This window comes from Shewanella gaetbuli (assembly GCF_023284065.1).
GTDB lineage: Bacteria > Pseudomonadota > Gammaproteobacteria > Enterobacterales > Shewanellaceae > Shewanella > Shewanella gaetbuli.
Window position 1 is genome coordinate 1 of record NZ_JAKIKP010000015.1, and the last position, 18,507, is coordinate 18,507.

Annotated in this window: 14 protein-coding genes and 2 tRNA genes; 10 read left to right on the forward strand and 6 right to left on the reverse strand. The window is 40.8% G+C overall.

The features are described 5' to 3' along the window. The first annotated feature begins 82 nt into the window (after window positions 1-82). Window positions 83-159 (forward strand) — tRNA-Pro (locus tag L2672_RS15370). 56 nt (window positions 160-215) lie between these two features. Further along, window positions 216-292, forward strand: a tRNA-Pro gene (locus L2672_RS15375). Between the two features lie 149 nt (window positions 293-441). On the opposite strand, the gene rimO is transcribed toward L2672_RS15375, so the two are convergent. From rimO to L2672_RS15395, 4 genes are all read right to left on the reverse strand, one after another. After that, on the reverse strand, window positions 442-1,863 hold the full coding sequence (gene rimO, locus L2672_RS15380) for a 30S ribosomal protein S12 methylthiotransferase RimO (RefSeq protein WP_248996728.1): 1,422 nt from the start codon (window positions 1,861-1,863) through the stop codon (window positions 442-444). Between the two features lie 171 nt (window positions 1,864-2,034). Next, entirely contained in the window at window positions 2,035-3,150 is a 1,116-nt protein-coding gene (locus tag L2672_RS15385; RefSeq protein ID WP_248996729.1) for a PepSY-associated TM helix domain-containing protein, read from the reverse strand. 95 nt (window positions 3,151-3,245) lie between these two features. Beyond that, complete coding sequence (locus L2672_RS15390) at window positions 3,246-5,417, reverse strand: TonB-dependent siderophore receptor (RefSeq protein WP_248996730.1); 2,172 nt, start codon at window positions 5,415-5,417, stop codon at window positions 3,246-3,248. Window positions 5,418-5,753: 336 nt separating this feature from the next. After that, window positions 5,754-6,857 (reverse strand): phosphoribosylaminoimidazolesuccinocarboxamide synthase, encoded by a 1,104-nt coding sequence (locus L2672_RS15395; RefSeq protein ID WP_248996731.1) that lies wholly within the window; start codon window positions 6,855-6,857, stop codon window positions 5,754-5,756. A gap of 220 nt (window positions 6,858-7,077) precedes the next feature. Here L2672_RS15395 and L2672_RS15400 point away from each other — a divergent pair, with 220 nt between their 5' ends. After that, window positions 7,078-8,007, forward strand: coding sequence for a DMT family transporter (locus tag L2672_RS15400; protein WP_248996732.1), 930 nt, complete (start codon window positions 7,078-7,080; stop codon window positions 8,005-8,007). Between the two features lie 73 nt (window positions 8,008-8,080). Here L2672_RS15400 and tolC read toward each other — a convergent pair whose 3' ends face one another. Continuing rightward, entirely contained in the window at window positions 8,081-9,400 is a 1,320-nt protein-coding gene (gene tolC, locus L2672_RS15405; protein WP_248996733.1) for an outer membrane channel protein TolC, read from the reverse strand. A 543-nt stretch (window positions 9,401-9,943) separates the two neighbouring features. Here tolC and nudF point away from each other — a divergent pair. The 7 genes from nudF to parC all read left to right on the forward strand — a co-directional run bounded on the left by nudF (window position 9,944) and on the right by parC (window position 18,014). Further along, window positions 9,944-10,564, forward strand: a complete 621-nt coding sequence (nudF, locus tag L2672_RS15410) for an ADP-ribose diphosphatase (RefSeq protein WP_248996734.1) — start codon at window positions 9,944-9,946, stop codon at window positions 10,562-10,564. Window positions 10,565-10,575: 11 nt separating this feature from the next. Then, window positions 10,576-11,022, forward strand: coding sequence for a DUF1249 domain-containing protein (locus tag L2672_RS15415; protein WP_248996735.1), 447 nt, complete (start codon window positions 10,576-10,578; stop codon window positions 11,020-11,022). A gap of 31 nt (window positions 11,023-11,053) precedes the next feature. Continuing rightward, window positions 11,054-11,893 (forward strand): 3',5'-cyclic-AMP phosphodiesterase, encoded by an 840-nt coding sequence (cpdA, locus tag L2672_RS15420; RefSeq protein WP_248996736.1) that lies wholly within the window; start codon window positions 11,054-11,056, stop codon window positions 11,891-11,893. Between the two features lie 68 nt (window positions 11,894-11,961). Further along, on the forward strand, window positions 11,962-12,537 hold the full coding sequence (locus L2672_RS15425) for a YqiA/YcfP family alpha/beta fold hydrolase (protein WP_248996737.1): 576 nt from the start codon (window positions 11,962-11,964) through the stop codon (window positions 12,535-12,537). Window positions 12,538-12,585: 48 nt separating this feature from the next. Beyond that, a complete protein-coding gene (parE, locus tag L2672_RS15430; RefSeq protein ID WP_248996738.1) occupies window positions 12,586-14,475 on the forward strand; it encodes a DNA topoisomerase IV subunit B in 1,890 nt (629 codons plus the stop codon). A 79-nt stretch (window positions 14,476-14,554) separates the two neighbouring features. Continuing rightward, on the forward strand, window positions 14,555-15,727 hold the full coding sequence (locus tag L2672_RS15435) for a PQQ-dependent sugar dehydrogenase (protein WP_420833205.1): 1,173 nt from the start codon (window positions 14,555-14,557) through the stop codon (window positions 15,725-15,727). Next, the gene (parC, locus tag L2672_RS15440; protein ID WP_248996739.1) at window positions 15,720-18,014 is read left to right on the forward strand and encodes a DNA topoisomerase IV subunit A; all 2,295 of its coding nucleotides are present in this window, start codon (window positions 15,720-15,722) and stop codon (window positions 18,012-18,014) included. Before L2672_RS15435 ends, parC begins: the two co-directional genes overlap by 8 nt. 154 nt (window positions 18,015-18,168) lie before the next feature. Here parC and L2672_RS15445 read toward each other — a convergent pair whose 3' ends face one another. Next, complete coding sequence (locus L2672_RS15445) at window positions 18,169-18,360, reverse strand: bacterioferritin-associated ferredoxin (protein ID WP_248996740.1); 192 nt, start codon at window positions 18,358-18,360, stop codon at window positions 18,169-18,171. Between the last annotated feature and the right edge of the window lie 147 nt (window positions 18,361-18,507).

Consider the following 18,507-nt stretch of genomic DNA (forward strand, 5'->3'; position numbering starts at 1 on the left):
GTAGCGCATCACGGCTCTTTGAAAGAGTGGAGCAGAGGGTTAACCCTCGTATCAATAAGCTCAAAATACTAGGACAGATTTTCGGTGATTAGCGCAGCCCGGTAGCGCATCTGCTTTGGGAGCAGAGGGTCAGAGGTTCGAATCCTCTATCACCGACCAATTTCTCGCTTAATATAGCGAGTTTAGTTTTTTTGGAACTAGACAAATATATTCTTCGGTGATTAGCGCAGCCCGGTAGCGCATCTGCTTTGGGAGCAGAGGGTCAGAGGTTCGAATCCTCTATCACCGACCACATAAAGCAAAAACGCCACTCTATTTGAGTGGCGTTTTTGTTTGTGTATTTCTTACTTTATTAGAATATTCAGTTGGCTATTTTTAGCTATAAAAATACCAGCATAAAGCTGGCATTTTATGGTTAATTTATAGTTAACTCGCTCAACACTAATCTTCTACGCGCACACCCCATACATCATGTTCGTCAGCATGAATGATTTGTACCCAAATTTGATCTCCTGGCTTCACATCAAACTCATCTGTTAAGTACACCTTACCATCCACTTCAGGTGCATCCATATATGAGCGCCCTACAGCGCCTTCAGTGTTAACTTCGTCAATTAAGACTAGGTATTCCTGTCCAATACGTGCTTGCAGCTTTTCGGCACTAATTTTGGCTTGAACAGCCATAAAACGCTGTAATCTATCTTCCATAACGTCTTCTGGAACATGGTCTGGTAGTTCGTTTGCTTTAGCACCTTCTACTGGCGAGTACTTAAAGCAGCCAACTCTATCTAATTGTGCTTGCTGTAAAAAGTCGAGTAACTCTTGAAACTCTTCTTCAGTCTCACCAGGAAAGCCAACAATAAAGGTTGAGCGAATTACTAATTCTGGACAAATTTCACGCCATTTACTAATTCGCTCTAATACTCTGTCGGCACTACCTGGGCGTTTCATGAGCTTGAGAATGCGTTTATTGGCATGCTGAAATGGAATATCTAAATAAGGCAGTATTTTGCCTTCTGCCATAAGCGGAATAATATCGTCAACATGAGGGTAGGGGTAAACATAATGTAAGCGCACCCAAATACCTTGTTTGGCTAATTGTTCACATAATTGCTGCATATGGGTTTTTACTGGCATGCCATCCCAAAATGCTGTTTTATGCTTTACATCAACGCCATATGCCGACGTGTCTTGTGAAATAACAAGCAGCTCTTTAACCCCAGCATTAGCCAAACGTTGTGCCTCGCCTAATACATCACCAATGGGGCGAGAGTCTAAATCACCTCGCATTGATGGAATAATGCAGAAAGTACAGCGGTGATTACAACCTTCAGATATTTTCAAATAGGCATAATGTTTAGGAGTGAGTTTAACTCCGTGATCAGGCACTAAATCGATTAAAGGATTGTGTTGTGGCTTTTCAATATGTTGGTGAACTTGTTTTAGGACCTCGTCATATGCGTGAGGCCCTGTTACGCCTAAAACGTTAGGATGTAACTCAATAATTTCATCTTTTTTCGCCCCTAAACATCCGGTAACTAATACTTTGCCGTTAGCGGCTAACGCTTCGCCAATGGTGTCGAGTGATTCTTGAACCGCTGCATCAATAAAGCCGCAAGTATTCACAATAACCATATCTGCATCTTCATAGGTAGAGACAACGTCATAACCTTCGGTGCGCAATTGGGTCAGAATACGTTCAGAGTCAACGAGATTTTTGGGGCAGCCAAGGCTCACAAAACCTATTTTAGCTGCGCTAGTGGCAATAGGTTGTTCATTAGTGTTAATGGCTTGCTCTGCTATGACCTTTTTGGGGGTATCAAGAGTGGTGGTTTGTTTGGGGTCATAGTGGTTAACTGTCATGTTGCCTCTTTATAATTCACAAGTCGAAATGAATAAATAATGGTCAAGTTTAGGAGGCAAAATTATACAGAAGTATTTAAGGGAATACAGCTATGCGCAAGGGAAGAATTTATAAGAGAATATTTCCCTGCAAGTTATTGATTTTGTTGCAGGGAAATATTCTTTAACTTGTTACAGAGTCACTTGACTTAAGCTTTGGCGCCTTTGTCTTGCTTGTTGTTGTGTTTTACGGCGTTGCAAGTACAAATACAGGCCAGTAAATGCAAGGAAGACAGGCATTAAGCCTAGAATGCACCAAATAATACGCGTGAATAAGCCGCCAAAATAGCCAAAGTGAAGTTTGCGGAAACTATCAAGAAATACCATGAGCAGCCCCGCCTCTCGAATATCTTGTTTAGATAATAATTCGCCAGTTGATTTATCAAAACTCACAACACTGCTGTATTCGCTATTGAGAGGGTTAGGAGTATCAACTGCGCCGTAGAAGGTAATATCTCTATCTGGTTCGTGTGGCATCGCTAAATAACCCGCTTCAAAAGAGGTGATTTCAGTTGTTGACTGTAGTCTGAGGGCTTCAAATGAAATATCTGGGCTGTGCAATGGTGCGGTTATATAAACGTGTTTACCGTCTCCGTGTTCTGTGACTTCATGAATGATACCGCTAATATTCCAATAAGCGCCGGTAAAGGCCAGAATAATTAATACAGGCGAGCTGATAATACCAATCATTTTGTGAATGTCGCTGTATAGAATGCGTTTTACCGCATTAAGACGCAGGGTAAACAGCTTGGCCCAAAACCGGCGATAAATGATGATGCCGCTAATACCTAAAAATAGCATGATGAGTGCCATAACAAAGGCGACAGAAGCCCCTTTTACGTGCAGTAAAAATGAATAGTGCAGCTCTAATAACCAGTCGGTTATATAGTGATCCATCGGTTGAGGTGTCGACAGTAGTTTGTTTTGGTATTGGTTCACGTAGACCTTATACCAGTCTTCTGTGCCTCGCTTGATGAGGTATGCGGCATCAGAACGAGATTTATCATCAAATAATTCCCAACCACCTAGTTCATAGTCTGGATTATTGCCAAGTACTGAGGTCATTAGTGTATCTAAAGACTGCCTATTGCTCGATTCTGACTCATTGACAGACATATGAGCGGGGCGAAGTAAGGTGTCTATCTCTACTTTAAAAACCAATATACTGCCCGTTATAGACATGATCAGAATAGGTAGCATGGCGACTAATGCACCATATGAGTGCCATTTAAAAAGGGTCTTTCTCATGTTGTCCTTCAATACATCGCGTTTGGTTAATATGTTTTGGCACTGTTCAGAAAATCTAAACAGTGCCTTTTTATGGGTAAATGGACTATTACCCGTTACAGTTTCCAACTGATAGTTGCACTATAGTTAGCGGGGGCGCCATAGAACCCCTGAGCCCAATAAAGACTGGTGAGGTATTTTTCATCGGTAACGTTATTGGCATTAACGGCAATGTTTAAGTTGTCGGTAATGTCATACTTAGCCATTAAGTCCACAATGGCGTATGCCTTTTGCTCAGTAATAATTTCTTCACCGGCATTGTCAAATCCATCTCCCACTACACCTTGTGAACGATAGATGTCATCTTGCCAGCGCATGTTTAAGCCCAATGAAAAACCGTCTATAAATGCAACATCATAGGTTGCTGCTAACTTAAACATTTTGCTTGGTGTATAAGCTGCAACGTTGTCATCACCTTTAATGTCAAAGTCGGTATAGCCAATGCTGGCATTCAAACCAGGGTAGATTTCTCCGGCAATATCAATCTCAAAACCACTACTACTAATGCCATCGGCACCAATGTAGCGTTGCTCTGTTGGGGGGAGGTCAATAGTGCGTGGGTCAAGTGTGGCTAAGTTAGTTTGTTGGATATCGAAGTAGGCTAATGTGGTAATGAGGTTGCCATTAAACAATTCGCTTTTTAAACCAATTTCTTGGCTTTCACCTGTAACGGGGGCTAGGGTGTTGTCGTTAATGTCTAGCTCACGTTGTGCCGTAAATGTTTCGGTGTAGCTTGCATAGGCTAACAGCTCTGGAATAAAGCGATAAGTTAAGCCTAAATAAGGAATAAATTGCGCATCTTCAACATCTTGAATATTGCCATATGATTCGCCTTCTGCTTTCCAGTCGTTGTATCGCCCGCCAGCAATTAAGTGGAAGTCTTCAAGTAGATTGAACCTGCCGGTAAAGTAAGCGGCTTTTTGAGTTGCGCTAACATCGCTGCCGCGTAAGCCATCTGCAAAAGTGGGTTTAGGGGTATTACCGTCCCAAGTATTTAAGTCAGGCATTGCTGGAAAACCATTGCCTGTGGTGTAGTCGTAAAGTGAACTGTCGGTGTAATCTAATTTTGCATAATTGACACCAAACACAAGCTGATGTTCGCGGCCAAATAAGCTGAAGTCGCCGTCAATATATAAATCGGCTAAGTTGTGTTTATCGTCTAGGTCGTACTCACTGCCATAACCGGTTAAACCTAGTTCTGTATTTTTGTCTGGGGTTCCATATACATAAAACAGCTCAGTGTCTTCGTCTGTTGTTTTATATGAGTAGGTTGCACGTAATCGCCAGTTATCAGAAAAATAATGGCTAAGCTCAACTACGGTGTTTTGCTTTTCTACTTGCCAATTTGACCAGTCAGCAGAGGTGTTGGTTGAACGATCATAATTAGTGGCACTGCCATCGGTATAAAATAAAGGGAGTGCGCCCCAGTTGTTCCCATTGGCATCATTGTCAATATAACTGTGGCTTAATGATAGATTGGTGTCATCACTAATCTTTGCTTCAATAAAGGCATACAGCACCGTTTTATCAGTATGGTAGCGGTCTAAATATGAGTCTTTGGTTTGTTTTACTGCAACCACTCTAGCGGAAAAAGTGTCATTTAAGTTACCACTTGCATCGGCTTCAAGGCGCAAGTTGTCCCAGCTACCGTAACTTGCAGATAAATTAAGTTGGTTGTCTGCCGTTGGGCGTTTACGGATAAAGTTAACGGTAGCAGAAGGGTTACCCACACCTGTCATTAAACCGTTGGCGCCACGGATAACCTCTACACGATCATAAATAGCGGTATCTTCATCTGCATGATTGTTGCCAGAGGTAAGCGGTAGGCCGACACCGTCAATTTGAAAGTTGGTTACATCAAAACCACGTGCGGTGTAGTAGGTGCGGTCGGTTTCAATTCTTTCTACGTTAATACCTGTAGCGGTATCTAAGGCTGAGTTAATATCATTTAATTGAAAGTCACGTATTTGTGCTCCGGTAATGACAGATACTGATTGCGGAATGTCACTAATCGCTAAGTCTAATCGTGATGCTCCACTTGCTGAATGGGCATTGTAACCCTGAATATAACGACCTTTTACTTCTATAACTTCCTGTGGTTGTTGACTGGCACTTTCCTGTGCACTTGGTGAAGCGTCTTGAGGTTCTAATACTTGAGTGTTGTCGTTAGCGTTGGCTAACGTACTGAATACGCAAAGTAGAGATAAATATACCGGACTGAATTTCATATTTTTCATCTTAGATTGTAACCACTTGGAAGTTAGGTTGATAGAATTTGTAATGGTTGTAAGTTTTATGTGTGAAAAATTATACAAGAACCACTTATTAACTTAAATGATAATCATTACTATTTACATTTGTGGGTTTTGTAAAGAATGACGTAAGGGTTAATGGAAAACCGGCTTATTTAAATCGGTTTAGTGATAAGTGTTATTAGAACTTTAGCGAGGGAAGTAGAGGAAACGAGACATAAAAAAACACCGGCTTGAATGCTGCCGGTGTTCAATGTTGGGTATTGAGCTGTCAACGCTAGCTATTTCTAGGTTAGCCCTCCCCTGTTAATGCTAATCAATTAAGCCATATTGAGTGCGTAATACATCAATGATATCTGCTTTAGGGTTAGCAGAAAGGGTGATTTTTTTTCCGGTGACTTTTTCAGCTATGCCGGTGTATGTATCAGATACAGCCATCATTGCCGTTAAAGGTAAGTTGTTATCACGTGCTAAGGCTTCACGTTCTGGCATACGATCTTTATTTAATAAAATATCGGCATCATCAAAATGATTTAATAGGAATTGACGGAAACCTTCTTTAGAGTTTTCAACAATCTTACCAGCGCGATAGGCTTCACCGTCCCAAATTCTTGATGAGTCAGGGGTGCCCACTTCGTCCATATAAATGAGTTTAGAATGACCATCTTTGTCAGTGACATAACCAAACTCGAATTTAGTATCTACAAAGATTTGATCTAATTTTTCAAGGGCGGTTGCAATAACATTAAAGCCTTCTTTTAATAGCTTTTCATATAGATCAATATCTGTAGGTTTTTCAAAACCGAATGCAGCGTAGTTCGCTTCAATATCACTGCGGCTAATATTGACATCATCTTGTTCTGGCACACCGGGAATGCCGGTTAGAATACCTTTTGTTGATGGAGTAATTAATAGCTCAGGTAGTTTTTGATCTTTAGTGAGTCCTTCTGGCAGGGTAATGCCACAAAACTCTCGTTCGCCCTTGGCATAAGCACGCCACATTGAGCCAGTAATATATTGACGACAAATAGCTTCAACTTTGATCGGTCTGGCTTTTTGTACAATCCACACAAAAGGATGTGGAATATCTAAAATGTGGCTGTCGGCTAGGCCGTTTTCAGCAAATAGGTTAAACCAATTGTTTGAAATGGCGTTAAGTGCTGCGCCTTTTCCTGGAATGCCTTGTAAATTATCCTCACCGTGAAAGATACAATCGAAAGCTGATATGCGGTCACTGATCACCATGATGGCCAATGGCGTATTTTCTGGAACGTTATACCCTTTTTCTTGAATGAGGCGACGACTGTCAGTGTCTGTTAACCAGTACACGCTGCGAACTTTACCACTGTGTACAGGTTTATCTGTTCGAATGGGTAAGTCATTATTAATGGCTAAAACTGAATCGGCAAGACTCATGACGAGTAATCCTCTTATAGAAAGGTATAGGGCGAGTTTTTATGGCGGGTATTTTACCCGTATTAATCAGATTTGCCACGTAAAAACGCTAGGTTGAAATAGGCTTTTTGTATAACAGAACAATCAAAATTTAATTGCTTGGTTTAGGCAATATTTAGCTGACAGTTTTATTGCTATCAGGCAGTATGCCAGTTTTTATTGGATGGACTTTATCTTAACCATGACTATATCGGGCAGTGATTTTAAACTTGGGCTGATTTTCGTCTCTGTGGCGGTGTTCTTCTGGGGTATTTTACCTATTGCACTGAAGCTTTCAGGGCAATTTATTGACCCTGTAACGCTAACATGGTTTCGGTTTTTTATGGCTTTTGCCGTGACTTTATTACTGCAATGGCGTTTTGGTCACTTAAAGCAATTTTCTCACTTAAGATTATCCGATTGGCTAAAGCTGATGCTGGCCGGAATATTATTGATACTAAATTATGTGTCGTTTGTGTATTCGTTAGATTATTTAGCACCGGGTACAGCTCAATTAAACTTTCAAACCGCGCCATTCTTTTTAGCCTTTGGTGGGGTATTGTTTTTTAAAGAAAAACTGAATGCTTTTCAGCTAAGTTGCTTTGCTACGCTGGCGATTGGCATGTTGTTATTTTTTCATCCGCACCTGACTTTAACTACCGACGATAATAGTCAGATTGCTATTGGGGTGATGGTGATTCAGTTTTCTGTGTTGTCTTGGACCAGTTATGCGCTGATTCAAAAGTCATTTGGACTCAAATTATCGCCCAGCAATGTGCTGCTATTTATTTATGCTTTTGGCATTTTTGCCATGGCACCTTTTAGTGAGTTTGATACGTTTACTCAAATGAGTGAAATAGATTGGCTTGTGGTGATTTTTTGCGGCGCGAATACCCTAATTGCTTATGGCTGTTTTGGACAAGCAATGAGTTATTGGCCCACTGCGCAAGTGAGTGCCATGTTGGCGTTAACACCTGTACTTAGTTTTACGGCAACCGCAATAGTGGTTCATTTTGCTTGGTGGCCGGATGTTTTTAGTGCAGATAATTTAGATGGTTTATCCATTAGCGGCATTGTGTTTATTATCGTGTCGGTATTTGCTTTACAGTCTAGGGCTTTAGTTAAAAAATAGTCTGCTGCTCAAGCAGATATTTGAGGCATAAAAAAACGGCCAATTTAGGCCGTTTTTCATCTATCAATAATGATTAAGGCTGTTGCGTTTGTGCCTTTAATCCATTGTTGATAGCAATAACATCATCTTCGTTTAATGTGCCTGCGGCTTGTTTTAGTGCCACAATTGAGTTGATGTAACCATAGCGGGCATCTGAAAGTTGACGCTTTGAATCGTATAAATCACGTGTACGGTTTAACACGTCAACAATAGTACGAGTACCGACTTCAAAACCAGCTTGTGTTGCTTTTAAAGCACTTTCAGATGAAATAACTGATTGCTCGTAGGCTTTAATAGAACTGATAGAAGCAATGACATTGTTGTAGTTGTTACGCACGTTTTTCACGACACCACGGTGTGTTTGTTCAAGCTTTTCACTTGCTTCAACATATTGGTATTGTGCTTGTTTAACTTGTGATGACACCTTAAAGCCTTCAAAAATAGGCACATTCAAAGTCACACCAATGTTGGCGTTGTCAAAATTTGGCGTTTGTTGTTGCTCAAACCCTTTGGTATAACCCGCATTTAAGTTTAACGAAGGCATATGGCCAGCTTTATAAAGCTTGATGGTTTCATTGGCAATGTCTTTACCAATACGTTGAGTTAACAAATCTAAGCTGCTGACTTCAGCCATTTTTAACCAATCAACTGACGATGCTGGTGAAGGTGTACCTGCTGAGAAACGGTCAGTATCAAGAATATTTAATGACTTATGATCAATACCTGTAATTTCGCGTAATGCTTCATAACTGTTATCTAAAGTATTTTCAGCCAGAATCTCTTGTGCAGAGGCTAAGTCATACTGAGCCTGTGCTTCATGAACGTCTGTAATCGCAGTTAACCCAACAGCAAAACGTTGTTTAGTCTGCTCTAGTTGGCGCTCAATAGCGGCTTTTTCAGCGCCTTGGAATTCATAATTATCTTTAGCCGTTAATACATCAAAATAAGCATTAGTGACACGGATAATAAGAGATTGTAATGCAGAAGCGTAGGCTGCGTCGGCTTGTGATGCGGCCATTTCAGCTAGGTCTAAACCAACCCATGCACTGTGGTCATATATAACTTGGTTAAGTTTGATCGCGCCCGAAAACCCTGAAGGCTCTTCTTTGGGTTGGCCTTCATAGTCATTCCATGCTTTAGAGTATCCAATGCTACCACTAATAGTAGGTAGTAATGGCGCACGGTTTTCCTCAATACTTTCATATAACGCATTACGTTGAGCTTGGGCTTGAAGAACGATGGGATCATTCGTTAATGCTTGTTGATAAATTTGTAATAAATCATCAGCTTGAACTGTCGGTGCAATCACTGCAAATGATAATGCAGCATAAAGAGAACCTAATTTGAATTTCATTTTCTGCCCTTTCTAGACAATGCCTAATATATTAATGTTAAAGATATAATGATTTACAAGTTAAACCTAAGCTTAAATAACATTTTTGTTAAAAAATCGCTTACTTTTTAAACTTCGGCCTTTTATGGTGTCACATAGTACCATGAAGGTAGCAAAGCCGTATTGAGTGGTTCATCAAAGTTAATTTTACTCGTGAATATGTGACTTATAATGCACTCTATACCTAAAATTTGGCTGAATACTTTATTCAATGATGATTTGAGTAAAATGCAACACAAAGTTGATCCACTTTTATCTATGTAAAACCATTGCTAGAATAAATTAGACTTCGATAATTTATTCCAGTAATGACTTTACCCGCCAATGGCCACTACCTGACCCATTGAATAATAAAAACTTATCAATTTATGTCAACTTTGAAGTGTAACAGATTTTATTTTGTGCAACGCACATAGTACATTGAGTCTGCTAATAACCTTAAAAAACATATTGATAAATAGCATTTCTGCTTCTCAATTGAATTTAGAAAAATTTAGGTATCGTATGAACAAAAGTGACAACACCACCACATTTAATGCCGATGAAGACTTTGAACTGTTGTCAAAGCGTGTGCTTTATAAAGGTTTTTTTCGATTAGATGAGTATCGTTTCAAGCATAAGCTATTTGCGGGTGGTTGGAGCAATGAAATTACTCGTGAAGTCTTTGAGCGAGGACATGCAGTTGTTGTACTGCCTTATGATCCTAAATTAGATCAAGTGGTATTAATTGAACAGTTACGCGCTCCAGCATTAGCAACCACTAAATCAATCTGGCTTCTAGAGCTGGTGGCAGGTATGATTGAGCCCGGTGAAAGCCCTGAAGATGTCGCTCAGCGAGAATTGTTTGAAGAATCGGGTTTAGAGGCATCAGCAATACAGTATATTAATAGTTATTTAGTGAGCCCTGGCGGCACAACTGAACGCTTTTATTTATATTGTGCCACGGTTGATGCTAGCCAAGCGAAAGGGTTGCACGGGCTTGAAAGCGAAGATGAAGATATTCAAGTTCATGTTGTCAGCCGAGAGCAAGCATATCAGTGGGTTCTGTCTGGGCGAATCGATAATGCGTCTACAGTATTAGGTTTACAATGGTTAATGTTGAATTATCAGCAATACCAAAAATAAGTTGACGACAAATGGAGCAATTGGTGGCGCAAAATATTCAGCTAGAAAAAGACAAATATCAGCCAAACGTGAGTGCTTTTTTAGCATTGTGCGCTCGTAATTATGCGCTGATTTTGAAGTGGCTACCTGATGAACTTGACGCTCAAACTTCTTGGTATGTCGAGGGTAAGTTTGGCCACTTGTCGGTGACCTTATTAGAAAATACTAAATATACTCAATTATTAGAGATTTCAAGACGTTTACCTGACAGTTTATTTGTTTCTTCTCCCAGAGTGATTGTTCGTGTTTACCATGACGCACAATTAGCAGAAGTGTTAACTAGCCAACAGATTTTTAGTTTCAAACCAGTATATGATTATCCCAATGCACATATGCATCACACAGATGAAAAATTTCAAGTGAACGCATTTTTACAAGAGTTGCTGAAAATTGGATGTCACAGTATTGCTCTTACGTAAATCATCTGAATACTAATTTTGGGAATCTTGAGTGCTGAAATCAGCTGTTAAATATAATTTTGATGATAATCAATCGGTGCGATTGATCCAAATAACGGATCCGCATCTTTTTGCTGATCCTGAATCAAAGTTATTAGGCGTGAATACAGCGAAAAGCCTCCAAGCCGTTATCGATACTTTTTTGTCCTCTTCAGATGAAGCTGATTTATTAATTGCCTCTGGCGATATCAGCCAAGACTATTCGTCAACCTCATATCATAACTTTGTACAGCAAATTGCCAGTGCCAAATTGCCTTGTCATTATTTACCTGGTAATCATGATGATCCTCGTATGATGGCTTTGCATATGCAGGGTGATAATGTTTTTGGCCAGCAGCGAATTATTGCCGGTGATTGGCAAATATTGATGTTAGATTCAACCGTGCGTGGAAAGCCCGGTGGTTATATGGGGGAAGTGCAATTTGAGCTGATTGATGCGGCAATTGAAGCTGAACCTCATAAACATGTATTGCTGGTGATGCATCACAACCCTATTTTAATGCAGTGTAGTTGGTTAGATCAGCATTGCATGGCCAATGGTGATGAGTTTATTCAAAGAGTAACCCAGTATCCTCAAGTTAAAGGGTTATTATGGGGCCATGTTCATCAGCAGGTTAATAAGCAACATGCTGGTCCACATGGCAAGGTTGAGTTTATGGCCACGCCTTCAACTTGCATTCAGTTTAAGCCTTTATCCGATCATTTTGCCTTAGATGGCGTTCAACCAGGTTATCGTTTGCTGGAGCTGCGTTGCGATGGTAGCATTCGTTCAGACGTTTACCGCGTGCAAGGTCAACACTTCTCTCCAGACAACGAAGCAAGCGGTTACTAAATTTCTATCATCACTTTAAACTTGTGAATACGGGTCAATAACAACAGTTAGCCGTAGCGTGAGGAAATATGCTGCTTTATATACATGGATTTAATAGCTCAAATCGTTCAGAGAAAGCAGTACAAACTGCGCAATATATTCAACGGAATTACCCTGATTTATCTTTTTATCAACCTCAACTGCCGAGTGATGTTGATGAAGCTATGGCGTTATTAACCCAAATTACCGAAAAAGCCTTAGCAGATAACCAACCTTTGCGGTTTATAGGCTCATCGTTAGGTGGATACTTTTCAAGCTATTTAGCTGAAAAATATGGTGGAAAAGCGGTTTTGGTTAATCCTGCGGTTAATCCGTATGATTTATTTGAAGAGTTTCTTGGGCCTCAATATAATCCCTATACAGACGAGCATTATCAAGTGTTGCCCAAAGACCGTAATGCGGTTGCGCAATATGATACCCATGTTATTTATCACCCTGATAGATTCTTGGTTTTGTTGCAAACTGGTGATGAAGTGTTAGATTATCGTCTGGCTTTGCAAAAGTATCATTGCTGCGAATTATATATCGAACCTAATGGCGACCACAGTTTTGTGGGATATGAGCAACAGCTTGATAAAATTTGTCGATTTCTTCAGCTGCCTTAACAAACAAAATTAAGCCTTTTGCTTAATGAATAACAATATGTGTGGAATATGACTAATCAATATACTTCTGATTCAATTGAGGTCCTTAACGGACTTGATCCGGTAAAGCGCCGTCCGGGCATGTATACCGATACAACGCGTCCAAATCATTTAGGTCAAGAAGTTATTGATAACAGTGTTGACGAAGCTCTTGCTGGACATGCCTCTAAAATTGATGTCATTTTGCATGCTGATAACTCGCTTGAAGTCATTGATGACGGGCGGGGGATGCCGGTTGATATCCATCCTGAAGAAGGTATTCCCGGCGTAGAGTTAATTTTAACAAAGTTGCATGCCGGCGGTAAGTTTTCCAACAAAAACTATCAGTTTTCAGGCGGATTGCACGGGGTAGGTATATCAGTTGTTAATGCCTTATCTACGCGAGTTCAGGTTACTGTGCGCCGAGATGCGCAAGTTTATGAAATGGCCTTTGAAAATGGTTTCAAAGTTGAAGACCTTACGGTAACCGGCACATGTGGCCGTCGCAATACGGGTACGAGTGTCCATTTTTGGCCTGATGCAAGTTATTTTGATTCGGCTAACTTTTCAATTACTAAACTTATTTATATTCTCAGAGCCAAAGCCGTTTTGTGTCCTGGGCTTCGGATTAAATTCACCAATAAGCAAAGTGGTGAAGTACATGAATGGTTTTATGAAAGTGGCCTAACTGACTACTTAAAAGAAGCCGTTAAAGACTCAGTATTATTACCAGAAGAGCCTTTTGTTGGCAGTTTTAAAGGCGAATTAGAAGCGGCTGAATGGGCGATAACTTGGTTGCCAGAGGGCGGCGAAAGCTTATCAGAAAGCTACGTAAACTTAATTCCTACGCCATTAGGCGGTACGCATGTTAATGGCTTTAGACAAGGCTTGCTAGAGTCAATGCGTGAGTTTTGCGAGTTCAGAAATTTAGTGCCAAGAGGCATTAAGCTATCGCCAGAAGATATTTGGGATAGAGCTTCATTTATTTTGTCTATCAAAATGCAAGACCCTCAGTTTGCAGGACAAACCAAAGAAAAACTATCAAGTAGACAAAGCTCTGCATTTGTATCTGGTATTGTGCGCGATGCATTTTCGCTATGGTTGAACTCTAATACTGAGTTAGCAGAACAATTAGCTGAGCTTTGTATTAGCAATGCACAAAAACGCTTAAAAGCCGCTAAAAAAGTCGCCCGTAAAAAGGTGACTTCAGGTCCAGCATTACCGGGTAAATTAACTGACTGCTCAGGGCAGGACCCAATGCGAGGCGAGCTATTTTTAGTGGAAGGTGATTCGGCAGGAGGCAGTGCTAAACAAGCTCGAGATCGTGAGTTTCAGGCCATTATGCCCTTGCGTGGAAAAATTCTAAATACGTGGGAAGTCGATGCTTCTCAAGTTTTGGCATCGCAAGAAGTTCATGATATTTCGGTGGCCATTGGGTGCGATCCTGACAACGACAATATTGATGAGCTTCGCTACGGCAAGATATGCATACTTGCCGATGCTGACTCTGATGGTTTACATATTGCTACCTTGCTTTGTGCTCTGTTTATGAAACATTACAAGGTGCTGGTTGAAAAAGGCCATGTGTACATTGCCATGCCACCATTATTTAGAATTGATATTGGTAAAGAAGTCTTTTACGCACTTGATGAAGCAGAAAAAACCGGCATTTTAGACAGAATTGTAGCGGAAAAGAAAAAGGGTAAAGTACAGGTTACCCGCTTCAAAGGTCTGGGTGAGATGAACCCTTTACAACTACGAGAAACAACCATGGATCCCAATACCCGTAGGTTAGTGCAACTAACCATTGATGATGTTGAGGATACTAACGCCATGATGGATATGCTGCTGGCTAAAAAGCGTTCATCAGACAGAAAGAGCTGGTTAGAAACCAAGGGTGATTTAGCCCAAATTGATTAATGTCATTGAGATAGTTTTCTCAACACACATTCATCGCGTTTCTCTAGCCGATAATAATTTGAGGCAATAGAATATATACATGCGGTATATCAAATTGAAGTTATTTTGGTATCACAAACACGGGCTAATGAAGGCTTTTGTGTTGTTTATAACCAGTACATTGTTGGCTGGGAATGCGCTTGCCGCGCAATCCATCATCATCACCGTCACTAAAGGTTTCGGCTTATCTTTATATGCCTCTGATTTGGGTGATATTAAACAGATGGCTTTAGGCGATAATGGAACACTTTTTGTTGGTTCGCAAAAAAGCGGCACAGTATACGCTTTAGCGGATCATGATCAAGACGGGCAAGTTGATAAACGTTATGTGATTGCCAGAGGCTTAGATAACCCAGAAGCGCTAGCATTTTATCAGGGCGATCTGTATGTCACTGAAGATGACCGCATTATCCGGTATGAAGATATTGAGAGTCGACTTCGACGTCCGGGTAGGGCACGTGAAGTTTATTCAAACTTACCTGAGACGGATAAACGCTATTCAAGAGCAATGCGTTTTGGACCTGACGGACGCTTATATGTAGCATTAGGAATGCCTTGCAATGTGTGTGAAGCTCAAGCGCCCTATGGCAGTATTTTAGCGGTGAATGTTAACACCGGTGCTAGTGAACAAGTGGCTTTAGGGATTCGCCGCACAACGGGGTTCGATTGGTCTCCACATACAAAAAAAATGTGGTTTGCCGATTTAGGGCGTAACTGGATGGGTGACAACCTTCCTGCTGATGAAATTAATCGTCTTGATGTTAAAGGTGCTCACTTTGGTTTTCCTTATGTTCATGCCACCGATGTAAAAGAACCCGCCTACGATAAACCGAAAAACTTAAAGGTGACGGCACCAGTTTATGAATTACCAGCGCATGTTGCACCAACAGGGTTACATTTTTATCGTGGTAGCCAGTTCCCAGAACGATATCAACAACAGTTATTTTTAGCCGAAAATGGTTCGTGGAACCGTTCAAGTAAAGTGGGCTATCAAATTGTGATGCTGACATTAGATCACAGCCAACAAACAACTAACGTATTGCAACGTGAAACGGTGGTGAGCTTTTTAGACGGTGAATTTCCCGTCGCAAGGCCTTTTGATCTCCTTACCGCTCCAGACGGCGCAATTTATATTTCAGATGATTTAAAAGGCAATATTTACCGCCTTTTTTATAAGTCATCTGAACTAACACAGGAAAGCACTGATGAGTGATGCGATTGAATTAAGTCTAGATGGTGTAGAGCAAATGCCGCTACGGCGTTTTACCGAAGAGGCTTATTTAAATTATTCAATGTACGTGATCATGGATCGTGCATTGCCCCATATTGGAGATGGTTTAAAACCCGTTCAACGACGGATTATTTATGCCATGAGCGAGTTGGGATTATCAGCCCAATCTAAACCTAAAAAATCGGCTCGTACAGTGGGTGACGTACTGGGTAAATATCACCCACACGGTGATAGTGCTTGTTATGAGGCTATGGTTTTAATGGCGCAGCCATTCTCTTATCGCTACCCATTAGTTGATGGTCAAGGTAACTGGGGGGCACCAGATGATCCTAAGTCGTTTGCTGCGATGCGTTATACCGAAGCAAAATTATCGAAATTCTCTGAAGTTTTATTATCTGAGCTAGGACAAGGCACGGTCGATTGGGGGGTGAACTTCGACGGCACCTTAAAAGAACCCAAAACCTTGCCGGCAAGATTACCGCATATTTTATTGAATGGTATTACCGGTATTGCTGTGGGTATGGCAACTGATATTCCACCGCATAATGTGCGTGAACTTGTGTCTGCTTGTGTTGAATTACTCGAAAATCCCAAAGCAGATTTACCGCGTTTAATGGAGTTTGTTCCAGGGCCTGATTACCCAACAGAAGCTGAAATTATTACTTCTGGTAAAGATATTGAGAAGATTTATGATACTGGCCGTGGCTCGATAAAAATGCGTGCCGTATACAGCCATGATAATCATGAAATCGTCATTACTGCATTACCGCATCAAGTGGGTAGCGGTAAAATTCTAGAGCAAATTGCCGCACAAATGCAGGCGAAAAAACTGCCGATGGTGAGTGATTTACGTGACGAGTCTGATCATGAAAATCCGGTTCGATTAGTCATTGTCCCGCGTTCAAACCGTGTCGATTGCGAACAATTGATGGCGCATTTATTTGCCACTACAGATTTAGAAAAAAGCTTCCGTATCAACTTAAATGTATTGGGGCTCGACGGACGTCCACAGGTTAAAGGCTTAAGAACCATGTTAACCGAGTGGCTTGAATACCGTATTAGTACGGTAACTCGTCGCTTACAATTTAGATTAGATAAAGTGCTAGCTAGACTTCATATTCTTGATGCATTAATGATTGCGTTCTTGAATATCGATGAAGTGATTGAAATTATTCGTTTTCATGATGAACCTAAAGCGGAACTGATTAGCCGATTTAATTTAAGTGATAAACAAGCAGAAGCCATTCTAGAGCTTAAGTTACGTCATTTAGCCAAGCTTGAAGAATTTAAAATCAAAGCAGAGCAAAATGATTTAATGGCTGAACGAGACAAATTAGAACTGATTTTAAGTTCAGATCGTCGTCTACGTACATTGGTTAAAAAAGAGCTTATTGCAGATGGTGAAGCCTATGGTGATGATCGACGTTCTCCTATTATTGAGCGTCAAGAATCAAAAGCTTTAAGTGAACAAGAGCTCATTCCCGCCGAACCTGTTACCGTTGTACTGTCTGAAAAAGGCTGGGTACGTTGTGCTAAAGGGCATGACATTGACGCCAAGGGACTCAATTACAAAGCCGGTGACAGTTTCTTGTGTAGTGCCGCAGGTAAGAGTAATTCCGCCGCAGTATTTATCGATTCGTCAGGGCGGGCGTTTGCTACCGATACCCATACTTTACCATCAGCCAGAAGCCAAGGTGAGCCTATCACCACACGGTTTAATATGGCTCCAGGTGAGGTGATGCAGCACGTTATTATGGGTGAAGATGAGCAATGTTACTTGTTGGCCAGTGATGCCGGATACGGCTTTATAGGGGCTTATAGTGATATGGTCAGCCGAAATAAAGCAGGTAAAGCATTATTAAGTTTGCCCACCAATGCACAGGTGTTAACGCCTAAACCAATTATAAAGGGTGCCGAACAGTCCTTACTGGCCATTACTAGTGAAGGACGGATGTTAATGTTTAGCATTGACGCCTTACCTCAGCTATCTAAAGGTAAGGGCAATAAGATTATTGGTATTCCGACTGATCGAGCTAAAAACCGCGAAGAATTACTTATTCATTTAAATGTTGTGCCTAATGGTGCCGCGGTGACGCTTTGGGCTGGCAAACGTAAGTTGACATTAAAAGCTACAGATTTAGAACATTATCGAGGTGAACGAGGTCGTCGTGGAGCCAAGTTACCGCGTGGATTACAACGGGTAGATAGTGTTGAAATTGAGTTTGTCGATTCATCAACGGAAGAAATGGATAATCAGCCGTTAGAATAAAGCACAATGTTGAACCGTGTTAGATCAAAAACTCACGCCAAGGCGTGAGTTTTTATTTTGATAAGCTCAATAAGATTGTCACTGAGATAAGCTAGCCATTAAAAAGGCTTGCATCATGCAAGCCTTAATATGAGAAAGAACAGCCTTGTTTTGTTTATGCCACTTCGTAAAAGTTGGGCTCAAATTCAAGCTGTGTTTGAATAATTTGAGTCGCCATACGTGCACATTTACCGCACTGACTTGCAACGCCTAAACGTTTTTTGACATCAGCCAAAGAGCAATCGCCTTGGCGAACAGCTTCTTCTATTTGTTTATCGGTAATCGCATGACAAAGACAAACGTACATAATAGCCTCTAGCTCTCATATTTAAATTGAAGTTTAAGCATTGCTTAATCCATGAATCTAATTCTAAATGAAAACCGTTATCATTGGCAATAACTTTTGTTTAAAAATACAACATAAATCACTTTTATAAGGTTTACTCTACCCGTA

Bases quoted from the DNA above. Each gene is read 5' to 3' on its own strand.
- nudF (WP_248996734.1), top strand. From the start codon at position 9,944: ATGAACAAAAGTGACAACACCACCACATTTAATGCCGATGAAGACTTT.
- L2672_RS15435 (WP_420833205.1), top strand. From the start codon at position 14,555: ATGCGGTATATCAAATTGAAGTTATTTTGGTATCACAAACACGGGCTA.
- L2672_RS15425 (WP_248996737.1), top strand. From the start codon at position 11,962: ATGCTGCTTTATATACATGGATTTAATAGCTCAAATCGTTCAGAGAAA.
- tolC (WP_248996733.1), bottom strand. From the start codon at position 9,400: ATGAAATTCAAATTAGGTTCTCTTTATGCTGCATTATCATTTGCAGTG.
- L2672_RS15400 (WP_248996732.1), top strand. From the start codon at position 7,078: ATGACTATATCGGGCAGTGATTTTAAACTTGGGCTGATTTTCGTCTCT.
- L2672_RS15385 (WP_248996729.1), bottom strand. From the start codon at position 3,150: ATGAGAAAGACCCTTTTTAAATGGCACTCATATGGTGCATTAGTCGCC.
- rimO (WP_248996728.1), bottom strand. From the start codon at position 1,863: ATGACAGTTAACCACTATGACCCCAAACAAACCACCACTCTTGATACC.
- L2672_RS15395 (WP_248996731.1), bottom strand. From the start codon at position 6,857: ATGAGTCTTGCCGATTCAGTTTTAGCCATTAATAATGACTTACCCATT.
- parC (WP_248996739.1), top strand. From the start codon at position 15,720: ATGAGTGATGCGATTGAATTAAGTCTAGATGGTGTAGAGCAAATGCCG.
- L2672_RS15390 (WP_248996730.1), bottom strand. From the start codon at position 5,417: ATGAAATTCAGTCCGGTATATTTATCTCTACTTTGCGTATTCAGTACG.
- L2672_RS15415 (WP_248996735.1), top strand. From the start codon at position 10,576: ATGGAGCAATTGGTGGCGCAAAATATTCAGCTAGAAAAAGACAAATAT.
- parE (WP_248996738.1), top strand. From the start codon at position 12,586: ATGACTAATCAATATACTTCTGATTCAATTGAGGTCCTTAACGGACTT.
- L2672_RS15445 (WP_248996740.1), bottom strand. From the start codon at position 18,360: ATGTACGTTTGTCTTTGTCATGCGATTACCGATAAACAAATAGAAGAA.